This is a genomic window from Pseudomonas peli (assembly GCF_900099645.1).
GTDB classification, from domain to species: Bacteria; Pseudomonadota; Gammaproteobacteria; order Pseudomonadales; family Pseudomonadaceae; genus Aquipseudomonas; species Aquipseudomonas peli.
In genome coordinates, this window is sequence record NZ_FMTL01000007.1 from 33,439 (window position 1) to 54,826 (window position 21,388).

Here is a 21,388-nt window from a genome sequence, read left to right on the forward strand (position 1 = left end):
GCGCCGTCGGAGACCTTGTAATGCCTGATGAAGATGTACGCTTAAAACTTCTCGAAAACTGGCTGGATCAGCAGCTGCCTGGGCTGTTTGTTAAACAGGGTTGGGGCGCTGTACCCGCCGCCACGCTTACCTCTGCCAGTAGTGACGCCAGTTTTCGTCGCTATTTTCGCTGGCAAGGTGCTGGGCGTAGCTTGATCGTGATGGATGCGCCGCCGCCGCAGGAAGACTGCGCGCCGTTCGTAAAAGTGGCGAATTTGCTCGCTGAGGCGCACCTCAATGTGCCGCAGATTCTTGCCGCTGACCTTGAGCGAGGTTTTTTATTGCTCAACGATCTTGGTCGGCAGACCTACCTGGATGTGATCAACGAAGACAATGCTGATGAGTTGTTTGCTGATGCGCTGCAAGCGCTATTGGCGTTTCAGCGACTGCCGATGACCACGCCACTCCCCCACTATGATGACGCTCTGCTGCGCCGTGAACTGCAGCTCTTCCCCGAGTGGTATGTACAGCGCCACCTGGGCGTCAAATTCAGCGAGCAGCAGCAGGCTCTCTGGCAACGTGCCAGTCAGTTGTTGATCGACAGCGCGCTGGCCCAGCCCAAGGTGCTGGTGCACCGTGACTACATGCCGCGCAACTTGATGCTCAGCGAGCCGAATCCGGGTGTGCTGGATTTTCAGGATGCCGTCTATGGCCCAATGACGTATGACGTCACTTGTCTCTTCAAGGATGCCTTCCTCAGTTGGCCCGAGGCGCGCGTACGCAACTGGTTGGAGCAGTATTGGCAGCAGGCGCTTGAGGCAGGTGTGCCGGTTCAGCCGGTGTTGGATGATTTTCTGCGAGCCAGCGACTTGATGGGGGTGCAGCGCCACCTCAAGGTGATCGGCATCTTCGCGCGTATTTGCCATCGTGATGGCAAGCCCAAGTACCTGGGTGATGTGCCGCGTTTCTTCTCTTATATAGATGCGGTATTGGCTCGTCGGCCGGAGCTGGCTGAATTGGCTGAGTTGCTCGGCAGCTTGCGACGGGAGCCCGTATGAAGGCGATGATTCTGGCAGCTGGCAAAGGTGAACGGCTTCGGCCGCTGACGCTGCATACCCCTAAGCCCTTGGTGCGTGCGGGCGGCGTGCCCTTGATCGAATACCACGTGCGCGCGTTGGCGGCGGCCGGATTTACCGAGCTGGTGATAAATCATGCCTGGCTGGGGCAGCAGATCGAGGATTACCTGGGTGATGGATCGCGCTTCGGCGTCAGCATTGCCTATTCCGCTGAGGGTGAACCGTTGGAAACCGGCGGCGGGATCTTTCAGGCCTTGCCTTTGCTAGGCGATCAGCCGTTTGTGCTGATCAATGGCGATATCTTCACCGACTACCCCTTTGCCGAGTTGCGCCGTCCGTTATCTGGCCTGGCGCACCTGGTGCTGATCGAGAACCCTGGCCATCACGTCAAGGGCGACTTCTGTTTGCAGAAAGGACAGGTTACGGATGCGCAAGCAGGCCAGGACAGCCTGACCTATAGCGGCATGGCGGTGTTATCCCCCGCGCTGTTCAGTGATTGTCAGCCGGGCGTCTTTTCGCTGGCACCGCTGTTGCGTGCCGCGATGGCAAGCGGACAGGTAACCGGTGAGCGGTTTGATGGTTGCTGGGTGGATGTGGGAACCCATGAACGTTTGGCCCAGGTCGAGCAGTTGCTAGAGGCGCGGCGCTGAGATGCTTTGGCCTACGACCTTGCTGGGGGCGGTTGCGGGGCTGGCAGTGGCCAGTATTCCGGGCGCCATGCTCGGCGGTTTGCTCGGGCAGGTGGTGGATCGGCGTCTGCGCCTAGAGTCGTGGGCAGCCTTGCGTGAACGCTTAGGTGGTCGCGCTGAGACGCGTGATGAGTGGCTACTTTTCGTCTTGCTGGGGCGTTTGGCCAAGAGTGGCGGCCGTGTTCTGCCCGTGCATATCCAGCAAGCGCGGGCAGAAATGACGCGTCTTGGGTTGGACACCGAGGGGCAGCGTCAGGCGATAGCGGCCTTCGCGCAGGGCAAGGTGTGCCGTGACAGCCTGCGAGCGCCACTGCGGCGCCAGCGTGCACGTCGTGAAACATTACTGCGTGCCTGCTGGCGGATGGCCTGGGTGGATGGCCAGGTCAGCCAGGCCGAGCGTGAGCTCATCATGCTCTGGGGCAAATGGTTGCAGGTGTCCTCGGCAACCCAAGCGCAGCTGAGTGACGCTTATGCACCGCAGCAAGGCCCGCTGGTGTCGACGGCCAGCAACGCCTATCAGCGTGCCCTCACGTTATTGAATGTAACTGCCGATGCCGAGCCTGCGCAGATCAAGCAGGCGTACCGGCGTTTATTGAGTCGCCACCACCCGGATAAGCTGGCGGGCAGCGGCGCCACGCCGGAGCGTGTGCGCGAAGCCACTGAACGAACCCGTGAATTGCACCAGGCCTATGATTTGATTCGCCAGCGCCACGGTTTTCGCTGAGGCTACTTTGCCTCCAGTTTCAGCGTCAGCCAGCCCCGAATTCGACGGTAGAGCTGCTCTTGTTCAGCTTCGCGGTTGCCCGGCAACGCTTTCATGGCGATCTGTATGTAGCTGGGGTGTTTCTGGCGTTTGCTGGCTTGCGAGCGTTTGAGTGCGGCTTGTCGGTCGGTGGCGAGGTCCTTGTAGTAGAAGTCGCCAGTGGCCAGTTGCAGTTGTGGGATCAACTCATCAAGCGGCGGGGTGTAGCCAGCAGGCAACTGTGCGGCGACCAGCAGCAAGTTTTTGATTTGGTCAGGCTTGCGCTCTGCCAGGTAGCGTGCGGCCCAGTAAGCGCCACTGCCATGACCGAGCAACACAACGCGCTTGGCTTGTTGTTGTTCGGCAAAGCCGATGGCCGCCTCGATACGTGCCAAAACCCGCTCGGCATGCGCCTTGCGCTGTTCCTCAATGGCTTTCAGTTTAGTTTCCGCTGTTTCGGCGCTGTCGAGCGGGCTGTCGGTGGTTTGCGCAGCGGCTTCATCTGCCGCCGGGCTGTTCTCGGCCGCGTTCTCTGCTGGCGTTGGCGCGGCGTCGGCGGCGGGCTCTTCGGTGGGCGCTGGTTCGGCGATGCGCACTGGCGGTGCATCACTGTTGGGGTCGGGCAGGGTCAGGCTTAAGCTGTGCCAGCCACCATTGGGTAATTTGCTGCGCAGGGGGCCGACGCCTTGTGGCCAGTCGGCACTCTCATCATCGCCCGGGACAATAATCACCGCGCCGCTGGGCTCGGCCACGTTGGCTGGCAGCCAGAGTGCCAGAAAGGGTTCCTCGCCCGCCTTCAGCTGTTGCTGCTCCTTCTGCTCCACCCGTTGCTCCAGCGCCGTTGCGTCCACTTCGCTGCGCTCGGGCAGGGGCGCGCGAGGTGTCTCGGCGGGAGTCTCTGGGCTGGCTTCAGGTGTGGCGCTGTCGCTCTCCTCAGCCTGCAGGGGGTGAACCAGCAGCAGTGCTAAGAGCAGGCTGAACAGGGTGGGCCATGTGGGGCTAACGCGGCGCATCAGGCATTCCTTATCGAGGCAGGCCACTGAAGCCTAATACCTGGGCGTGCCTTTGTCAGGGCTGAATAGCTCTAAGCCCTTCAGGACTGGAGTAAGGTAGGGGTTGCTGGATCCTGCTCGGTCGTTTCCCCCCTGTGGAGTGTGGTTGCGTTGAAGCGCCTGTTGATTGTTCTTTTACTGTGGCCGGTGCTGCTGTGCGCGGCCGAGAGTAATGTGTTGCCCCTGAGACCGGCGTTTAGCGCGGAGCAGCGGGCGTGGCTGAGCGATCACGAAACCCTGCGGGTTGGTCTGGTGATGCAGGCGCCCTGGGCGCAATTTGATCGTCGCCAGCAGCGCTTATCGGGGGCCAACGTGGACCTGATGAATCGCCTGCTGCAAGGCATGGGTGTGCAAGGGCAGTGGCTACGTTTTGCCGATCAGGACGCGCTGGAAGCCGCCCTGCAGCGCGGCGAAGTTGACCTGGCCCCCGGTCTGCAACAAACCCCGCAAGGCCTAAGGCGTTGGCGCTTTTCTGATCCGTACTTGCGCGTGCCGCATCTGGTCGTGGGCGAGCGGCGCGGCAGCAGTGCGGTGGACCTTGACCGAATCGGCCGCGATGAAAAAGTCGCCGTGCGTGCGCCCAGTGCCGTACAGGAATACCTGCGCGTGACGCACAGCAATGTGCAGTTGCAGCCGGTGGGCAATGAACGCGAGGCGCTGGATCTGTTGTTGCGCCAAGAGGTCAGTTACGCGGTGGTGGATGAGGCGCGGCTGAGCTTATTGCTGCGTGAAACCCAGTTTGCCGGGTTGAGCATCATCGGTGACATTGGCTTGCCGCAGTTGCTGCGCATTGGCAGTCGCCGCGATGCACCGCTGCTCGCCGATATTCTCCAGCGCACCTTGCAAGCGTTGCCCGGTGGAGAGCTTGAGCAGCTGCAAGCGCGCTGGTTTCCCCTGTCAACGCGTCAGCTGGGCAACCCACTGGCGTTCTGGAAAGGCGTCAGTGTGTTTCTCGGTCTCATCCTGCTGACGCTGGCCGCGATTGTCCGCTACCTGTTACTGCAGCGCCGCAGCCTGGAGCGTCAGTTGCTGGGCGCTCGCGCAGTGCTCAGCCAGCGCGAGGCTGCCGAGCAGGCGCTACGGCTGAGCCAGTTCTCGATTGATAACAGCACCGTGGGCATCCTCTGGGTCAATTGGGACAGCCATGTGCGTTATGCCAACCTGGCGGCTGAACGCATGCTGGGCTATGGCCGCGACGCGTTGGTCGACATGCCGCTGGTGCAGCTGGAACCTGCGCTGAGCATGGACCGTTGGTTGACTCTCTGGCGGCAGGCTCGTGGCAGCCAGGAGCCTTTGCCTGGCTTTGAGATCGACTGTCAGCGCGCCGATGGCAGCCGCTTGCCGGTGGATGTGTCATTGAGCTTTTTGCGCTTTGACCAATCGGAATACCTCGTGGTTTTTATCACTGATGTCACCGAACGGCGCCGCGCACAGGCCGCCTTGCAGGAAAGCGAAGCGCGCCTAAAAGGGATTGCCGGCAACGTACCGGGGCTGGTGTTCCGGCTGGAGCGGGCCAGCGCCGAGCAACCGGTGGAGTTTGCCTACATCAGCGAAGCCAGCCTGGAGTTGGTGGGCTATCCAGCGGCCGAGTTGCAGCGCGAAGACCGTGGCATCCGCAGCCTGGTCCACCCTGAAGATCAAGCGCGCTATCACCAGACCCAGGATGCCGCGCTGCTGGGCGACTGCGATTGGCAATGGCAGGGCCGCATTCTGACTCGCGACGGCGAGCTGCGCTGGGCGGACATCAAGGCCACAGCGCGTAGCTTGGGTGAAGGGCGGGTGGTGTGGGACGGCATCGTCTGGGACATCACCGAGAACAAGCAGGTCGAGCTAGCGTTGGCTGAGTCCCGTGCCCACCTGCGCGAACTGGCGGCCCACCTGGAAAGCGTCCGCGAAGAAGAAAAAGCCCGGATTGCCCGCGAGGTGCACGACGAGCTCGGCCAGGTGCTGACCGTGCTCAAACTGGAAACCGCCATGTGTGAGCTGGCCTTTGCCGGTCAGGTCGCGGGCCTGGATGAGCGTCTGACCAGCATGAAAAAGCTGATCGCTAATCTGTTCCAGTTGGTCCGCGATGTGGCCACGGCGTTGCGTCCGCCGATTCTGGATGCAGGCATTGCCTCGGCCATCGAATGGCAGGTGCGCCGCTTTGAAGCGCGCACCCAGATTCCCTGCCTGGTGGAGGTGCCCGACCACCTGCCGCCACTCAGCGATGCCAAGGCCATTGGCCTGTTCCGCATCTTGCAGGAGGCACTGACCAACGTGATGCGCCACGCCGGTGCGCACAGCGTGCAGGTGTACTTGCGCGTGGAGCAGAGTGAGCTGTGCCTGTGTGTGATTGACGACGGTAAGGGCTTTGCGCAGGCGCCCCGCAAAGCCGGGCAATCGTTCGGCCTGGTCGGCATGCAGGAACGGGTATTAATGCTGGGCGGGCGTTTACAGATTGACAGCCAGCCAGGCGAGGGCACTACGCTGCTGGCGCATGTGGCGCTGGATGAGGAGGCACTGACGTGATTCGTGTATTGGTGGCAGAAGACCACGCCATCGTGCGTGAAGGCATCAAGCAGCTGATTGGTATGGCGCGCGACCTTGAGGTAGTGGGGGAGGCGAGCAATGGCGAGCAGTTGCTGGAGACCTTACGCAAGGTTGAGTGTGATGTGGTGCTGCTGGATATTTCCATGCCCGGCGTCAACGGCCTTGAGGCCATTCCGCGGATCCGGGCGCTGCTGCGTCCGCCGGCAATTCTGGTGCTGTCCATGCACGATGAAGCGCAGATGGCGGCGCGTGCGCTGAAGATCGGAGCGGCCGGTTACGCAACCAAGGACAGCGATCCGGCGCTGCTGATCGCCGCCATCCGCAAGGTGGCCAGTGGAGGCCGTTACATTGATCCGGAACTGGCCGACCGCATGGTCTTTGAGGTGGGCCTGACGGATTCACGCCCACCCCATGTTCAGCTGTCCGAGCGTGAGTTTTCCGTGTTCGAGCGGCTGGTGCGTGGTGAGGGTGTCAACGACATTGCCCTGCACCTGGCCGTCAGCAACAAGACCGTCAGCACCCACAAAGCGCGTTTGATGCAGAAGCTTGGGTTGCAATCTGTGGCTGACCTGGTGCGCTACGCCATGGAGCACAAACTGCTCTAAAGCGGTGCTTGGCGCGCTGTTTGACGTGTTGCTCTACGGTCTGCAAGGCCCGGCCGGAGTGGCTTGTGCACTGTTTCTATGCGGCTGTCGCAACTTCCGGTTTTTGTAGGGCAATCCCTACAGCAGGTTCTCCTGCCGCCTGACATCAGGTTGTCATCCCGCCCGATTATGCCCCCGGTTCAATCCCCCTAGTCTTGTGCCATCAGCGTGCAGACAACAACAAGGGTGTGGCGATGAGCGGGTCTCAGGCAAACGATGTACTGGTGAGCTTTCGTGGTGTGCAAAAGAGCTACGACGGCGAAAACCTGATCGTCAAAGATCTCAATCTGGATATCCGCAAGGGCGAATTTCTCACCCTGCTGGGGCCGTCCGGTTCGGGTAAAACCACCAGCCTGATGATGCTGGCCGGTTTCGAAACTCCCACTGCCGGCGAGATTCTGCTCGACGGTCGCTCGCTCAACCGCCTGCCGCCGCACAAGCGTGACATCGGCATGGTGTTCCAGAACTACGCGCTGTTTCCGCACATGACCGTGGCCGAGAACCTGGCCTTCCCTCTGAGTGTGCGCGGCATGTCGCGTACCGACAGCACCGAGCGGGTGAAAAAAGCCCTGTCCATGGTCCAGCTCGACAGCTTCCGTAATCGCTATCCGGCGCAGCTCTCCGGCGGGCAGCAGCAGCGCGTGGCCCTGGCCCGTGCCCTGGTGTTCGAACCGCAGCTGGTGCTGATGGACGAGCCGCTTGGCGCGCTGGACAAGCAGCTGCGCGAGCATATGCAGATGGAAATCAAACATATCCACCAGCGTCTGGGCGTGACTGTGGTCTACGTCACCCACGACCAGGGCGAAGCGCTGACCATGTCCGACCGCGTGGCGGTGTTCCACCAGGGCGAGATCCAGCAGATCGCCCCGCCTCGTGACCTCTACGAGTCGCCGAAGAACACCTTCGTTGCCAACTTTATCGGCGAAAACAACCGTCTCAGCGGCCAGTTGATCAGCCGCGACGGGGAGCGTTGCGTGATTGGCCTGCCTCGTGGCGAGCAGGTCGAGGCGCTGGCGGTCAACGTTGGTGGGCTGGGTGAGCCGGTGACCCTGTCGATTCGCCCCGAGCGCGTGCGCCTGAACGACGCCAGCGAGCAGTGCGCCAACCGCTTCTCCGGGCGCGTGGCGGAATTCATCTACCTGGGCGACCACGTGCGCATCCGTATGGAGGTGTGCGGCAAGCCCGATTTCTTCGTCAAGCAGCCGATCGCCGAGCTCGATCCCACCATGGGTGTGGGCGATGTGGTGCCGCTTGGTTGGCATGTGGAGCACGTTCGCGCCCTCGACCCGCTGTTGGCGGAGTGAGTGCTTTAGTACCCCAGAGCCTGTTTAACAACCCTGCACAGTGGAGAGAACAACAATGAGCAAACTGCACAGCAACCTGCGCCTCGGCGCCCTGGCTCTCGGCCTGGCCGGCGCCGGCCAAGCGGCCGCCGCCGATCTGACGGTGATTTCCTTCGGTGGTGCCAACAAGGAGGCGCAGACCAAGGCCTTCTACCAGCCGTGGGAAGCGGCCGGTAAAGGTAAGGTGATCGCCGGTGAATACAACGGTGAGATGGCCAAGGTCAAAGCTATGGTCGATACCAACAGCGTGTCGTGGAGTCTGGTGGAAGTGGAGTCGCCGGAGCTGGCGCGCGGCTGTGACGAAGGTCTGTTTGAGGAACTCGACCCGGCCCTGTTCGGCGATGCCGCCAACTTTATCGACGGTGCCGTGCAGCCATGCGGCGTGGGCTTCTTCGTCTGGTCGACAGTGCTCGCCTACAACGCCGACAAGCTGGCCAGCGCCCCAACCGGCTGGGCCGATTTCTGGAACGTAGCCAAATTCCCCGGTAAGCGCGGCCTGCGCAAGGGTGCTAAGTACACCCTGGAGTTCGCCCTGATGGCTGACGGCGTGGCAGCGAAAGACGTGTATGGCGTGCTCGCTACCCAGGAAGGCCAGGATCGTGCCTTCAAAAAGCTCGATCAGATCAAACCGCACATCCAGTGGTGGGAGGCCGGCGCTCAGCCGCCGCAGTTCCTCGCTTCCGGTGACGTGGTCATGAGCTCCGCCTATAACGGCCGCATCGCTGCCGTGCAGAAGGAGAGCAACCTGAAAGTGGTGTGGAACGGCGGCGTCTACGACTTCGACTCCTGGGCTATCCCGAAAGGTGCCAAGGACCTTGATGCGGCCAAGGCCTTCGCTGCCTTCACCGTGCAGCCTGATCAGCAGAAGGTCTACTCGTCGAATATCGCCTACGGCCCGGCCAATAAGAACGCCGTCGCGCTGCTCGACAAGGGCCTGCTGGCAGACATGCCGACCACCCCGGAAAACATCGCCGGCCAGGTCGCCATGAACGTGGAGTTCTGGGCCGATTTCGGCGAACAGCTGGAACAGCGCTTCAACGCCTGGGCCGCCAAGTAAGTTGCTAACACCCCCTCTCCTACGGGAGAGGGTCTGGGGATGGGGCTGGCGCCGTGGGCGCCCCCTTGTCTCTTTTTTCCTGCCGCCTCGCGCGGCCAGATTTAGCGGAGCTAGCAATGGCTGAAACCGTCCCCCTCAGCGAATTCGCCGGGCTCACCCTGAAGCAGAAATTGGCGCGTGCCGAGCGGATCAACCGCCTCAAGGCGCAGGGCCTGATCCTGCCGCTGTTGGTGTTCCTCGTGGTGGTGTTCATCCTGCCGATTGGCATTCTTCTCTATAAAAGCGTGGAAAACCCCGAGGTGGTGAGCAGCCTGCCGCGTACCGTTGCGGCGATTGCCACCTGGGATGGCCGTGGCCTGCCGGAAGAGGCGGCCTACAAGGCTCTCAGCCTCGACCTGGCCGAGGCGCGCAAGCAGCAGACCATTGGCGATCTGTCCAAGCGCCTGAACATGGAGTTGGCCGGTTACCGCAGCCTGATGGCCAAGACCGGGCGTGCGCTGCCGTTCAAGCAGGAACCGGCCTCCTACAAGAATGCCCTGGAGAGCCTCGACGAGCGCTGGGGCGACCCGGCCTACTGGCAGGTGATCCGCCGTAACGACAGCGCTTTCACCTCTTACTACTTGCTGGCGGCCCTCGACCACCGCATTGACGACCTTGGCGAACTGGCCACGGCTACCCCGGATCAGGCTATCTACCTGGACATTTTCGCCCGTACCTTCTGGATGGGCCTGGTGATCACCGCCCTCTGCCTGGTGCTGGCCTATCCGCTGGCCTACCTGCTGGCCACCCTGCCGACCCGCACCAGCAACCTGCTGATGATCCTGGTGTTGCTGCCGTTCTGGACTTCGATCCTGGTGCGGGTGGCGGCGTGGATCGTACTGCTGCAGTCGGGCGGGCTGATCAATAGCGCGCTGATGGCCATGGGCATTATCGACCAGCCGCTGCAGCTGGTGTTCAACCGCACCGGGGTCTATGTGGCGATGGTGCACATCATGCTGCCGTTTATGATTCTGCCGATCTACAGCGTGATGAAGGGCATCTCACCGAGCTATATGCGTGCGGCGATTTCCCTTGGCTGCCATCCCTTCGCCAGCTTCTGGCGGGTGTACTTCCCGCAGACCCTGGCTGGCGTCGGTGCCGGCTGTCTGTTGGTGTTCATTCTGTCCATTGGCTACTACATCACCCCGGCCCTGCTGGGCAGCCCGAGCGACCAGATGATCAGCTACTTCGTCGCCTTCTACACCAACACCACCATCAACTGGGGCATGGCCACAGCCCTCGGCGGCCTGCTGTTGCTGGCCACCATGCTGCTCTATGTGGTGTACAGCTGGTTGGTGGGCGCGAGCCGCCTGCGTCTGGGATAAAAAGGCCTGCGCAGCAGGCCAACTGATGACCCTCGCTCCTCCGGGCGAGTGTGCCCGCAGGGCGGGAGAGGGGCGTTGCCCCGCTAGAGAATGATTGGAGAATGCAGATGCTGAGCCCCTACAAATCGCCGATCGAACGTGCCTGGTTCTGGACCCACCGCAGCCTGTGTGCGCTGGTGCTGCTGTTCCTGATCCTGCCTGTTCTGGTGATCATTCCGCTGTCGTTCAACTCCGGCAGTTTTCTGGTGTACCCGTTGCAGGGCTTCTCGCTGCGCTGGTACGAAGACTTCTTCACCTCCGCTGAGTGGATGCGTTCGCTGAAAAACAGCCTGATAATTGCTCCCGCCGCCACGCTCCTGGCGATGCTCTTCGGTACGCTTGCCGCCATCGGCCTGACCCGTGGCGAGTTTCGTGGTAAGGCCCTGGTGATGAGCCTGGTCATCTCGCCGATGGTGGCGCCAGTGGTCATAGTCGGGGTGGCCAGCTACCTGTTCTTCGCCCCCATGGGGTTGGGCAATAGCTACTTGGGGCTGATCCTGGTGCATGCGGTGCTCGGCGTGCCGTTCGTCATCATCACCGTGTCGGCGACACTGCAAGGCTTCAACTACAACCTGGTACGCGCCGCCGCCAGCCTGGGTGCTTCGCCGCTGACCGCCTTTCGCCGGGTGACCTTGCCGCTGATCGCACCCGGGGTAATCAGTGGCGCATTGTTCGCCTTCGCCACCTCGTTCGATGAGGTGGTGGTGACCCTGTTTCTCGCCGGCCCCGAACAGGCCACCCTGCCACGGCAGATGTTCAGCGGCATTCGCGAGAACCTGTCGCCCACCATTGCCGCTGCGGCGACCCTGCTGATCGGTTTCTCCATCCTGCTGTTGCTGACCCTGGAGTGGCTGCGTGGCCGTAGCGAGAAACTGCGCACGCAGCAGCCATCCTGAATCCTCCGGAACACGAGAGCCCCATGAGCCTGCAATTAAATAACCCCAGCCTGCTGCGCCAGCAGGCTTACGTGAACGGCCACTGGTGTGAGGCCGACAACGGTGCACGAACCGAGATCCGTAACCCGGCGACCGATGAGGTGATCGGCAGCGTGCCGAACATGGGCCGCGCCGAAACCCGTCGCGCCATTGAAGCAGCACAAATCGCGCAACCGGCTTGGCGGGCCCTGACGGCCAAGGAGCGGGCCAATCGCCTGCGCCAATGGTTCAACCTGATCATGGCTAACCAGGAAGACCTGGCGCGGATCATGACTGCCGAGCAAGGCAAACCCTTGGCCGAGGCCCGTGGTGAGATTGCCTACGCGGCCTCGTTTATCGAATGGTTTGCCGAGGAAGCCAAGCGCGCCTACGGCGATGTGATTCCCGCCCATGCCGGCGATAAGCGCATCCTGGTGCAAAAAGAACCCGTGGGCGTGACGGCAGCCATCACCCCGTGGAATTTTCCCAGCGCGATGATCACCCGCAAAGCCGGCCCGGCGCTGGCCGTGGGCTGTGCGATGGTGCTCAAACCTGCGCCGCAAACGCCGTTCTCCGCGCTGGCGCTGGCAGCACTGGCCGAGCAAGCAGGCATTCCGGCTGGCTTGCTCAGCGTGATCCCGGCGGACGTGGGCGCCAGCCGCGACGTCGGCGCTGAGCTGTGCGACAACCCCATCGTGCGCAAGCTGAGCTTCACCGGCTCCACCGGCGTGGGCATCAAACTGATGCAGCAGTGCGCGCCGACCTTGAAGAAACTCTCACTGGAACTGGGCGGCAACGCACCGTTTATCGTCTTCGACGACGCCGACCTGGATGCTGCCGTGGAAGGGGCGATCATCTCCAAGTACCGCAACGCAGGGCAGACCTGCGTATGCGCCAACCGCCTGTACATTCAGGACGGCGTGTATGAAGCCTTTGCCGCCAAGCTGCAAACCGCAGTGGCCAAGCTCAAGGTCGGTAATGGCATGGACGAGGGCATCACCACCGGCCCGCTGATCAACGCCGAGGCGGTGGCCAAGGTGCAGCGCCACCTGCACGACGCCTTGGAAAAGGGCGCGACCCTGCTGGCGGGCGGCAATAGCTTGGGCGGTAATTTCTTTGAACCAACCATCGTTACCGGTGTGACCGCCGAGATGGCCGTGGCCCGTGAAGAAACCTTCGGTCCGCTGGCCCCGCTGTTTCGCTTTAGTGATGAGGCTGAAGTGATTCGCCAAGCCAACGACACCGAATTTGGTCTGGCCGCCTACTTCTATGCCCGTGATCTGGGCCGTGTATTCCGTGTGGCCGAGGCGCTGGAGTACGGCATGGTCGGCATCAACACCGGGGTGATCTCTACCGAGGTCGCGCCGTTTGGCGGGATGAAGTCCTCCGGCCTGGGCCGTGAAGGCTCCAAGTACGGTTTGGATGAGTACCTGGAGATCAAATACCTGTGCCTCGGAATCTAAGCGTGGCCTGAATCCATAAGGTGGAAGACGCGCAACGCGTTTTCCACCTCCTGAACAACCTGCACTCCTAACGAGGACCGCATGAGCAAGACCAACGAATCCCTGATGCAACGCCGCACCGCTGCCGTTCCGCGCGGCGTGGGCCAGATCCACCCGATCTTTGCTGAATCGGCAAAGAACGCCACCGTAACCGACGTTGAAGGCCGCGAGTTTATCGACTTCGCTGGCGGCATCGCCGTGCTCAACACCGGCCACCTGCACCCGAAAGTGGTGGCAGCGGTGCAAGAGCAGCTGACCAAACTGACCCACACCTGCTTCCAGGTGCTGGCGTACGAGCCGTACGTTGAACTGTGCGAGAAAGTTAACGCACGCGTGCCAGGCGACTTCGCCAAGAAGACCCTGCTGGTCACCACCGGCTCCGAAGCCGTGGAAAACTCGATCAAAATCGCCCGCGCTGCCACCGGTCGTGCTGGCGTGATCGCCTTCACTGGCGGTTACCACGGCCGCACCATGATGACCCTGGGGCTGACCGGCAAGGTCGTGCCGTACTCGGCCGGTATGGGCCTGATGCCGGGCGGTATCTTCCGCGCTCAGTACCCGTGTGAACTGCATGGCGTCAGCAGCGATGACGCGATTGCCAGCATCGAGCGCATCTTCAAGAACGATGCTGAGCCGCGCGACATCGCCGCGATCATCATCGAGCCAGTGCAGGGTGAAGGTGGTTTCTACGTCGCGCCGAAAGACTTCATGCTGCGCCTGCGCGCCCTGTGTGATCAGCACGGCATCCTGCTGATCGCTGACGAAGTGCAGACCGGTGCCGGCCGTACCGGCACCTTCTTCGCCATGGAACAGATGGGCGTTGCCGCCGACCTGACCACCTTTGCCAAATCCATAGCAGGCGGTTTCCCGGTGGCGGGCGTGTGCGGCAAGGCTGAATACATGGACGCCATCGCTCCAGGCGGTTTGGGTGGCACCTACGCCGGCAGCCCGATTGCCTGCGCCGCGGCCCTGGCCGTGATGGAAGTGTTCGAGGAAGAGCAGCTGCTGGATCGCTGCAAAGCAGTGGGCGAGCGTCTCGTCACTGGCCTCAAAGCCATTCAGGCCAAGCACAACAGCATCGGCGAAGTGCGCGCCCTGGGCGCCATGATTGCCATGGAGCTGTGCGAAGGTGGCGACGTGCACAAACCCAACGCCGCGCTGACCGGGCAGATTGTGGCCAAGGCACGTGAGAAGGGTTTGATCCTGCTGTCCTGTGGCACCTACGGCAACGTGTTGCGCGTGCTGGTGCCGTTGACCGCTGAAGATGCGCTGCTCGACCGTGGCCTGGCGATCATCGCCGAGTGCTTCGACGAACTGGCGTAAGCCCGCAGCGCTCATACAAAAGACCCGCTTCGGCGGGTTTTTCCTTATCTGCGTTATCGTAGGGTGGATGAAAAGGCGCCATCCACCCTCCGCGCCACCTGCCGACCATCGTCCCAGCGACGCCCGAGAATCCGCTCGGGTACAATGCGCGCCTTCCGTGAATGCCACCGAGGTGCGTTATGCAACCCTTCGCCATTGCCCCGTCGATCCTCTCCGCCGATTTCGCCCGCCTGGGTGAAGAAGTCGACAAGGTGCTCGCCGCCGGTGCCGACATCGTGCACTTCGATGTGATGGACAATCACTATGTGCCCAACCTGACCATCGGCCCGATGGTCTGCGCCGCGCTGCGTAAATACGGCATCACCGCGCCGATCGACGCGCACCTGATGGTCAAGCCGGTTGACCGCATCATCGGCGACTTTATCGAGGCCGGTGCCACGTACATCACTTTCCACCCGGAAGCCTCTGAGCATATCGACCGCTCGCTGCAGTTGATTCGCGACGGCGGCTGCAAGGCCGGTCTGGTGTTCAACCCGGCCACCCCTCTGGATGTGCTCAAGCACGTGATGGATAAGGTCGACATGATCCTGCTGATGAGCGTCAACCCAGGCTTCGGTGGGCAGAAATTTATTCCCCATACCCTGGAAAAGCTTAAGCAAGCCCGCGCGCTGATCGATGCCTCTGGCCGTGAAATCCGCCTGGAGATCGATGGCGGTGTGAATGTGCAGAACATCCGCGAAATCGCCGCTGCCGGTGCCGACACCTTTGTCGCCGGCTCGGCGATCTTCAATCAGCCGGACTACAAAGCAGTGATCGACGCCATGCGCGCTGAATTGGCTCAGGCTCGCGGATGAGTCTGCTGCGCGAGCTGTTCCTGGGCGAGTTGCCGCGCCTGGTGATGTTTGATCTGGACGGCACCCTGGTGGATTCGGTACCGGACCTGGCCGCAGCCATCGACAAGACTTTGCGCGATTTGGGGCGGCCGGCTGCGGGTGTGGCACAGGTGCGTAATTGGGTCGGTAATGGCCCGCGGGTGCTGGTACGCCGCGCCCTGGCGGGCGGGCTGCAACATGAGCATATAGATGAGGCCCTCGCCGAGCAGGCGCTGGAGCTGTTTATGCAGCATTACGCCGAAAACCACGCGCTGACTCAGGTTTATACCGGTGTAAGGCCGACCCTGGACTGGCTGCGCGAGCAGCGGGTGGAGCTGGCGATTGTCACCAACAAGCCCGAACGCTTTGTTGCGCCCTTGTTGGATGAAAAGGGCTTGGGCGGCTATTTTCGTTGGATTGTTGGCGGCGACACCCTCCCTCAGCAGAAACCCGACCCTGCAGCGCTGCTGCATGTGCTGCAACTGGCCCGAGTGGACGCTGCGCACGCGCTGTTTGTCGGTGACTCGCGCAATGACGTGTTGGCGGCCAGAGCAGCCGGCGTGCCCTGTGTGGCGCTGAGTTACGGCTATAACCACGGCCGACCGATTGCCGAGGAGAATCCTGCGCATGTGCTGGATTGTCTGAGCGGCTTGCTGCGCCCGGCTGAGCCCTGATTTTGCCGGGGTTTGCGGGTTGATTCGGGTCCGGCCCTGCGCTAGTGTGGCCGAACTTCAATCCCGCCTGAAATAAGAGAGCTTCGTGGTGGTTACCTGCACGCGCTGGTCGGCAAGCACCGACATGAAAATCATCAAGGCCCTGGCCCGTTGGCGCTGGCGCCCCTGATCTGATCTTGGCCGCCTAGGCGGCGCGTTTGCACTCGACCGAATTACCTCAAGCCACGAGGCTGATCATGACCCGCGAAGAATTCCTGCGTTTAGCCGCTGCCGGCTATAACCGCATTCCTGTTGCCTGCGAAACCCTGGTGGATTTCGACACCCCGCTGTCCATTTATCTGAAGCTGGCTGATGAGGCCAATACCTACCTGCTGGAGTCCGTGCAGGGCGGTGAGAAGTGGGGGCGTTACTCCATCATTGGCCTGCCGGCACGCACCGTGTTGCGTGCGTACGAGCATGACGTGACCATCAGCGTCGACGGTGTCGAAGTGGAGCGTCATCACTGCGAAGACCCACTGGCCTTTGTCGAGCAGTTCAAAGATCGCTACAAGGTACCGACGCTGGCCGGCTTGCCGCGCTTTAACGGTGGTCTGGTCGGTTACTTTGGCTATGACAGCGTGCGCTACGTCGAGCCCAAATTGGCCAAGGGCGTTAACCCCGATGCCTTGGGTACACCGGATATCCTGCTGATGGTGTCCGATGCGGTGGTGGTGTTCGACAACCTGGCCGGCAAGATGCACGCCATCGTGCTGGTTGATCCGAGCGATGCCGATGCGCTGGAGCAGGGCCAAGCGCGCTTGCAGGAAATCCTGCACAAGCTGCGTCAGCCGATTACCCCGCGCCTGGGCGTGGACCTGGCGGCACCGGCCGGTGCCGAGCCGGACTTTATCTCCAGCTTCAAGCGCGATGACTACGAAAATGCAGTCAAGGCGATCAAGGAGTACATCCTCGCGGGCGACTGCATGCAGGTGGTGATCTCGCAGCGCATGTCGATCCCGTTCAAGGCGGCGCCGATTGATCTGTACCGGGCGCTGCGTTGCATCAACCCGACGCCCTACATGTACTTCTTCAACTTTGGCGACTTTCACGTGGTCGGCAGCTCGCCGGAGGTGCTGGTGCGCCTGGAAGATGGCTTGGTCACCGTGCGCCCAATTGCCGGCACCCGCCCGCGTGGTGCCAACGAGGAGGCTGACCTGGCCCTGGAAGAGGACCTGCTGTCCGATGCCAAGGAAGTCGCCGAGCACCTGATGCTGATCGACCTGGGCCGTAACGATGTCGGCCGGGTAGCCAGCACCGGTAGCGTCAAACTGACCGAGAAGATGGTGATTGAGCGTTATTCCAACGTCATGCACATCGTCTCCAACGTCACCGGCCACCTCAAAGAGGGCCTGACGGCGATGGACGCGCTGCGCGCCATTCTGCCGGCGGGTACCTTGTCCGGCGCACCGAAGATTCGCGCGATGGAAATCATCGATGAGCTGGAGCCGGTCAAGCGCGGTGTCTACGGCGGCGCCGTGGGCTACCTGGCGTGGAACGGCAATATGGACACCGCCATCGCCATTCGTACCGCGGTGATCAAAGACGGCGAGCTGCATGTGCAGGCCGGTGCCGGCATTGTGGCCGACTCGGTGCCCGCGCTGGAGTGGGAGGAGACGCTGAACAAGCGTCGCGCCATGTTCCGTGCTGTGGCGCTCGCCGAGCAAACCGTCACTGACCCGTCCACGCGCTGAGGAGTCCCGCCATGCTTTTGATGATCGATAACTACGACTCCTTTACCTACAACGTGGTGCAGTACCTGGGTGAGCTGGGCGCAGACGTGCATGTGATCCGCAATGATGAACTGTCGATTGCCGAGATCGAGGCGCTTAAACCTGAGCGCATCGTGGTCTCGCCGGGGCCGTGCACGCCGACCGAAGCCGGGGTGTCCATTGAGGCAATTATGCATTTCGCCGGCAAATTGCCGATTCTCGGTGTGTGCCTGGGCCACCAGAGCATCGGCCAGGCTTTCGGCGGCGATGTCGTGCGTGCGCGCCAGGTGATGCATGGCAAGACCAGCCCGGTGTTTCACCGCGATCTGGGCGTCTTTGCCGGCCTGAACAACCCGTTGACGGTGACCCGCTATCATTCCTTGGTGGTCAAGCGCGAAACCTTGCCGGACTGCCTGGAAATCACCGCCTGGACACAGCATGAAGATGGTTCGGTGGATGAGATCATGGGGCTGCGCCACAAGACCCTGCATATTGAGGGCGTGCAGTTCCACCCGGAGTCGATTCTCACCGAACAGGGCCACGAGCTGTTTGCCAACTTCCTCAAACAACAAGGAGGCCAGCGCTGATGAACATCAAGGAAGCCCTCAATCGAGTGGTCAACCAGCTCGACCTGAGCACCGAAGAAATGCAGGATGTCATGCGCGAGATCATGACGGGCCAGTGCACGGATGCGCAGATCGGCGCCTTTCTGATGGGCATGCGCATGAAAAGCGAGACCATCGACGAGATCGTCGGTGCCGTTTCGGTCATGCGTGAGCTGGCCAGCCATGTGCACTTGCAGACCCTCGATCATGTGGTGGATGTGGTCGGCACCGGTGGCGATGGCGCGAATATTTTCAACGTCTCCACGGCGGCAAGCTTTGTGGTTGCGGCTGCAGGCGGCAAGGTGGCCAAACACGGCAATCGTGCCGTTTCTGGCAAGAGCGGCAGTGCTGATCTGCTGGAGACTGCAGGGATCTACCTGAGTCTGACGCCCGTGCAGGTGGCACGCTGTATCGAGAGCGTCGGGGTCGGCTTTATGTTTGCCCAGGTGCATCACTCGGCGATGAAATATGCCGCCGTGCCACGTCGTGAGCTGGGTCTGCGTACCCTCTTCAATATGCTTGGCCCACTGACCAATCCGGCCGGGGTCAAGCATCAGGTGGTCGGCGTGTTCAGTCAGGCGCTGTGCCGGCCACTGGCCGAAGTACTCAAGCGCCTCGGCAGTCAGCACATCCTGGTGGTGCATTCGCGCGATGGCTTGGATGAATTCAGTCTGGCGTCGGCGACCCATGTCGCTGAGCTGAAGGACGGCCAGATCAGCGAATACGAAGTGCTGCCGGAAGACCTCGGGCTGAAGAGCCAGAGTTTGGTCGGCCTGGCGGTGGAAAGCCCTGAGGCCTCGTTGGCACTGATTCGTGATGCCCTGACGAAGCGTAAGACCGAAGCCGGGCAGAAAGCGGCCGACATGATTGCCCTGAATGCCGGTGCGGCGCTGTATGCGGCGGACCTGGCGAGCAGCCTCAAGCAAGGCGTGCAGCTGGCTCATGACGCCTTGCACACTGGCCTGGCCTGGGAAAAATTGCAGGAGTTGGTGTCCTTTACCGCTGTATTCAAAGAGGAGAATGCCGGGTGAGTATTCCAACCGTTCTGGAGAAGATTCTCGCGCGTAAGGCTGAAGAAGTCGCCGCACGCCGCGCCGTTGTTTCGCTGGCCGAGCTTGAGCAGCAAGCCCGTGCTGCCGATCCGGTGCGCGGCTTTGCCGAGGCGCTGATCAGCCAGGCCAAGCGCAAGCAGCCGGCGGTAATCGCTGAAATCAAAAAAGCCTCGCCGAGCAAGGGCGTGCTGCGCGAGCAGTTCGTGCCAGCCGAGATTGCCGAGAGTTATCAGGCCGGTGGCGCCACCTGCCTGTCAGTGCTGACCGATATCGATTTCTTTCAGGGCGCGGATCGTTACCTGCAGGAAGCCCGTGGGGCGTGTTCACTGCCGGTGATTCGCAAGGATTTCATGATCGATCCGTACCAGATCGTTGAAGCCCGCGCCTTGGGTGCCGACTGTGTGCTGTTGATCGTCTCGGCCCTGGAAGACGCGCAGATGGCCGAGCTGGCCGCGACGGCTAAAGCCTTCGATCTTGATGTGCTGGTGGAAGTGCACGACGGCGATGAGCTGGAGCGGGCGCTGAAAACCCTGGATACGCCGCTGGTGGGGATCAACAACCGCAACCTGCACACCTTCGAGTTGAGCCTGGAAACCACCCTCGACCTGCTGCCCCGGATTCCCCGTGACCGCCTGGTGGTGACCGAGAGCGGCATCCTCAACCGTGCCGATGTCGAGTTGATGGAAATCAGTGAGGTGTTTGCTTTCCTGGTCGGCGAGGCGTTTATGCGTGCCGACAATCCGGGGGCTGAGCTAGAGCGTCTGTTTTTTCCGGAGCGCAAGCGAGTGATCGCGGCTCCTGACGTGGACTGAAACCATCAAGCCATAAAAAAGCCGACGCATGCGTCGGCTTTTTTATGGCTGCAGCTTTGGTACTCAGCGCGTGCCGAACACCACCATGGTCTTGCCTTTGACGTTGACCAGGCCCTGTTCTTCCAGAGCCTTGAGCACGCGGCCGACCATCTCACGCGAGCAGCCGACGATGCGGCCGATTTCCTGGCGGGTGATTTTGATCTGCATGCCGTCCGGGTGAGTCATGGCGTCGGGTTGCTTGCACAGGTCGAGCAGGGTGCGCGCAACGCGACCGGTGACGTCCAGAAAGGCCAGGTCGCCCACTTTGCGCGTGGTGTTGCGCAGGCGTTCAGCCATCTGGCTGCCCAGGGCGTAGAGAATGTCCGGGTCTTGTTGGGTGAGTTCGCGGAATTTGGCGTAGCTCAGCTCCGCCACCTCGCACTCAGTCTTGGCGCGCACCCAGGCACTGCGTTCTTTCTCGGCTCCGTCCTTCTCGAACAGGCCCATTTCTCCGAAAAAGTCGCCGGAGTTGAGGTAAGCAATGATCATTTCACGACCATCATCGTCTTCGATCAGGATAGTGACCGACCCTTTGACGATGAAGAACAGCGTTTCGCAGCGATCGCCCGCGTAGATAATGGTGCTTTTGGCGGTATAACGACGGCGGTGGCAATGTGCGAGAAGCTTGTCGAGATTTTTTATTTTAGGTGTAAGGGTAATAGCTACCATGCCCGAATCCCGAATGTATAAAGGTGAGCCGTTGTGCGGCTAGTTCTAATAATAGTTATCCGTACAAGTGTGCCAGTAATCAGGCGCCAGCTTAACAAACCCTCTGTAGCGAGGTCCTGTTTTGCGACCTGGCTAACATTCAGCCCGGAACTTTTTACACGCTGACTGCTGGGTGGCGAGTAAAAGCGCTGTGCTAAGCTGCCTCCCTTTTTAACAGCGGAGCCTGGGTAATGAAAGCGCGTATTCAGTGGGCCGGTGAAGCCCTGTTTATCGGAGAGTCAGGCAGCGGCCATGCGGTGGTGATGGATGGCCCGCCGGAGAGCGGTGGACGCAACCTGGGCGTGCGCCCGATGGAAATGGTGTTGATCGGCCTGGGCGGCTGCAGCAACTTCGATGTGGTCAGCATCCTGAAAAAATCCCGCCAGGCGGTCGAGAGCTGTGAAGCCTTTCTGGAAGCTGAACGCTCCACCGAAGAACCCAAGGTGTTTACCAAGATTCACCTGCATTTCGTGGTCAAGGGCCGCGGTTTGAAGGAGGCTCAGGTGAAACGTGCGGTTGAGCTGTCCGCCGAGAAGTACTGCTCCGCTTCAATCATGCTGGGCCGCGGCGGGGTTGAAATCACCCATGACTACGAAATTATCGAGTTGGGCGAGTAGCCTGC

Annotated in this window: 19 protein-coding genes and 1 pseudogene; 18 read left to right on the top strand and 2 right to left on the bottom strand. The window is 61.5% G+C overall.

What is annotated here, in order from left to right:
• Nucleotides 1-20: 20 nt before the first annotated feature.
• From BLO50_RS20145 to BLO50_RS20155, 3 genes are read left to right on the top strand one after another with little or no spacing between them, the layout of a single operon-like run.
• Complete coding sequence (locus BLO50_RS20145) at nucleotides 21-1,037, top strand: aminoglycoside phosphotransferase family protein (RefSeq protein ID WP_090256076.1); 1,017 nt, start codon at nucleotides 21-23, stop codon at nucleotides 1,035-1,037.
• On the top strand, nucleotides 1,034-1,705 hold the full coding sequence (gene murU, locus BLO50_RS20150) for an N-acetylmuramate alpha-1-phosphate uridylyltransferase MurU (RefSeq protein ID WP_090256077.1): 672 nt from the start codon (nucleotides 1,034-1,036) through the stop codon (nucleotides 1,703-1,705). Before BLO50_RS20145 ends, murU begins: the two co-directional genes overlap by 4 nt.
• Before the next feature lies 1 nt (nucleotide 1,706).
• Nucleotides 1,707-2,468 (top strand): DnaJ domain-containing protein, encoded by a 762-nt coding sequence (locus BLO50_RS20155; protein WP_090256078.1) that lies wholly within the window; start codon nucleotides 1,707-1,709, stop codon nucleotides 2,466-2,468.
• 2 nt (nucleotides 2,469-2,470) lie between these two features.
• On the opposite strand, the gene BLO50_RS20160 is transcribed toward BLO50_RS20155, so the two are convergent.
• Nucleotides 2,471-3,499, bottom strand: a complete 1,029-nt coding sequence (locus tag BLO50_RS20160; RefSeq protein WP_090256079.1) for an alpha/beta hydrolase family protein — start codon at nucleotides 3,497-3,499, stop codon at nucleotides 2,471-2,473.
• 150 nt (nucleotides 3,500-3,649) lie between these two features.
• On the opposite strand from BLO50_RS20160, the gene BLO50_RS20165 reads away from it, so the two are divergent.
• The 14 genes and pseudogenes from BLO50_RS20165 to trpC all read left to right on the top strand — a co-directional run bounded on the left by BLO50_RS20165 (nucleotide 3,650) and on the right by trpC (nucleotide 20,019).
• Nucleotides 3,650-6,049 (top strand): PAS domain-containing sensor histidine kinase, encoded by a 2,400-nt coding sequence (locus BLO50_RS20165; RefSeq protein WP_477749768.1) that lies wholly within the window; start codon nucleotides 3,650-3,652, stop codon nucleotides 6,047-6,049.
• On the top strand, nucleotides 6,046-6,675 hold the full coding sequence (locus BLO50_RS20170; RefSeq protein ID WP_090256081.1) for a response regulator: 630 nt from the start codon (nucleotides 6,046-6,048) through the stop codon (nucleotides 6,673-6,675). The genes BLO50_RS20165 and BLO50_RS20170 overlap by 4 nt, the downstream gene beginning before the upstream one ends.
• Nucleotides 6,676-6,908: 233 nt before the next feature.
• Entirely contained in the window at nucleotides 6,909-8,018 is a 1,110-nt protein-coding gene (locus tag BLO50_RS20175; protein ID WP_090256082.1) for an ABC transporter ATP-binding protein, read from the top strand.
• A gap of 55 nt (nucleotides 8,019-8,073) precedes the next feature.
• A complete protein-coding gene (locus BLO50_RS20180) occupies nucleotides 8,074-9,114 on the top strand; it encodes an ABC transporter substrate-binding protein (RefSeq protein WP_090256083.1) in 1,041 nt (346 codons plus the stop codon).
• Between the two features lie 116 nt (nucleotides 9,115-9,230).
• Nucleotides 9,231-10,478 (top strand): ABC transporter permease, encoded by a 1,248-nt coding sequence (locus BLO50_RS20185; protein WP_090256084.1) that lies wholly within the window; start codon nucleotides 9,231-9,233, stop codon nucleotides 10,476-10,478.
• Nucleotides 10,479-10,585: 107 nt separating this feature from the next.
• Entirely contained in the window at nucleotides 10,586-11,413 is an 828-nt protein-coding gene (locus BLO50_RS20190) for an ABC transporter permease (protein WP_090256112.1), read from the top strand.
• A 23-nt stretch (nucleotides 11,414-11,436) separates the two neighbouring features.
• Nucleotides 11,437-12,894, top strand: a complete 1,458-nt coding sequence (gabD, locus tag BLO50_RS20195) for an NADP-dependent succinate-semialdehyde dehydrogenase (RefSeq protein ID WP_090256085.1) — start codon at nucleotides 11,437-11,439, stop codon at nucleotides 12,892-12,894.
• Nucleotides 12,895-12,975: 81 nt separating this feature from the next.
• Nucleotides 12,976-14,256: a 4-aminobutyrate--2-oxoglutarate transaminase gene (gene gabT / locus BLO50_RS20200; RefSeq protein ID WP_090256086.1), complete on the top strand. Its 1,281-nt coding sequence runs from the start codon at nucleotides 12,976-12,978 to the stop codon at nucleotides 14,254-14,256.
• Between the two features lie 179 nt (nucleotides 14,257-14,435).
• Nucleotides 14,436-15,110: a ribulose-phosphate 3-epimerase gene (rpe, locus tag BLO50_RS20205; protein ID WP_090256087.1), complete on the top strand. Its 675-nt coding sequence runs from the start codon at nucleotides 14,436-14,438 to the stop codon at nucleotides 15,108-15,110.
• Nucleotides 15,107-15,971 (top strand): annotated as a pseudogene (locus BLO50_RS20210) (phosphoglycolate phosphatase). Before rpe ends, BLO50_RS20210 begins: the two are co-directional and overlap by 4 nt.
• Before the next feature lie 67 nt (nucleotides 15,972-16,038).
• Nucleotides 16,039-17,532: an anthranilate synthase component I gene (gene trpE, locus BLO50_RS20215; RefSeq protein ID WP_090256089.1), complete on the top strand. Its 1,494-nt coding sequence runs from the start codon at nucleotides 16,039-16,041 to the stop codon at nucleotides 17,530-17,532.
• 11 nt (nucleotides 17,533-17,543) lie between these two features.
• Complete coding sequence (locus tag BLO50_RS20220; protein WP_090256090.1) at nucleotides 17,544-18,137, top strand: aminodeoxychorismate/anthranilate synthase component II; 594 nt, start codon at nucleotides 17,544-17,546, stop codon at nucleotides 18,135-18,137.
• Nucleotides 18,137-19,186, top strand: coding sequence for an anthranilate phosphoribosyltransferase (trpD, locus tag BLO50_RS20225; protein WP_090256091.1), 1,050 nt, complete (start codon nucleotides 18,137-18,139; stop codon nucleotides 19,184-19,186). Before BLO50_RS20220 ends, trpD begins: the two co-directional genes overlap by 1 nt.
• The gene (trpC, locus tag BLO50_RS20230) at nucleotides 19,183-20,019 is read left to right on the top strand and encodes an indole-3-glycerol phosphate synthase TrpC (RefSeq protein ID WP_090256092.1); all 837 of its coding nucleotides are present in this window, start codon (nucleotides 19,183-19,185) and stop codon (nucleotides 20,017-20,019) included. The genes trpD and trpC overlap by 4 nt, the downstream gene beginning before the upstream one ends.
• A gap of 63 nt (nucleotides 20,020-20,082) precedes the next feature.
• Here trpC and crp read toward each other — a convergent pair whose 3' ends face one another.
• A complete protein-coding gene (gene crp / locus BLO50_RS20235; protein ID WP_090256093.1) occupies nucleotides 20,083-20,727 on the bottom strand; it encodes a cAMP-activated global transcriptional regulator CRP in 645 nt (214 codons plus the stop codon).
• Between the two features lie 230 nt (nucleotides 20,728-20,957).
• Here crp and BLO50_RS20240 point away from each other — a divergent pair, with 230 nt between their 5' ends.
• Nucleotides 20,958-21,383, top strand: a complete 426-nt coding sequence (locus BLO50_RS20240) for an OsmC family protein (RefSeq protein ID WP_090256094.1) — start codon at nucleotides 20,958-20,960, stop codon at nucleotides 21,381-21,383.
• The last annotated feature ends 5 nt before the right edge of the window (nucleotides 21,384-21,388 follow it).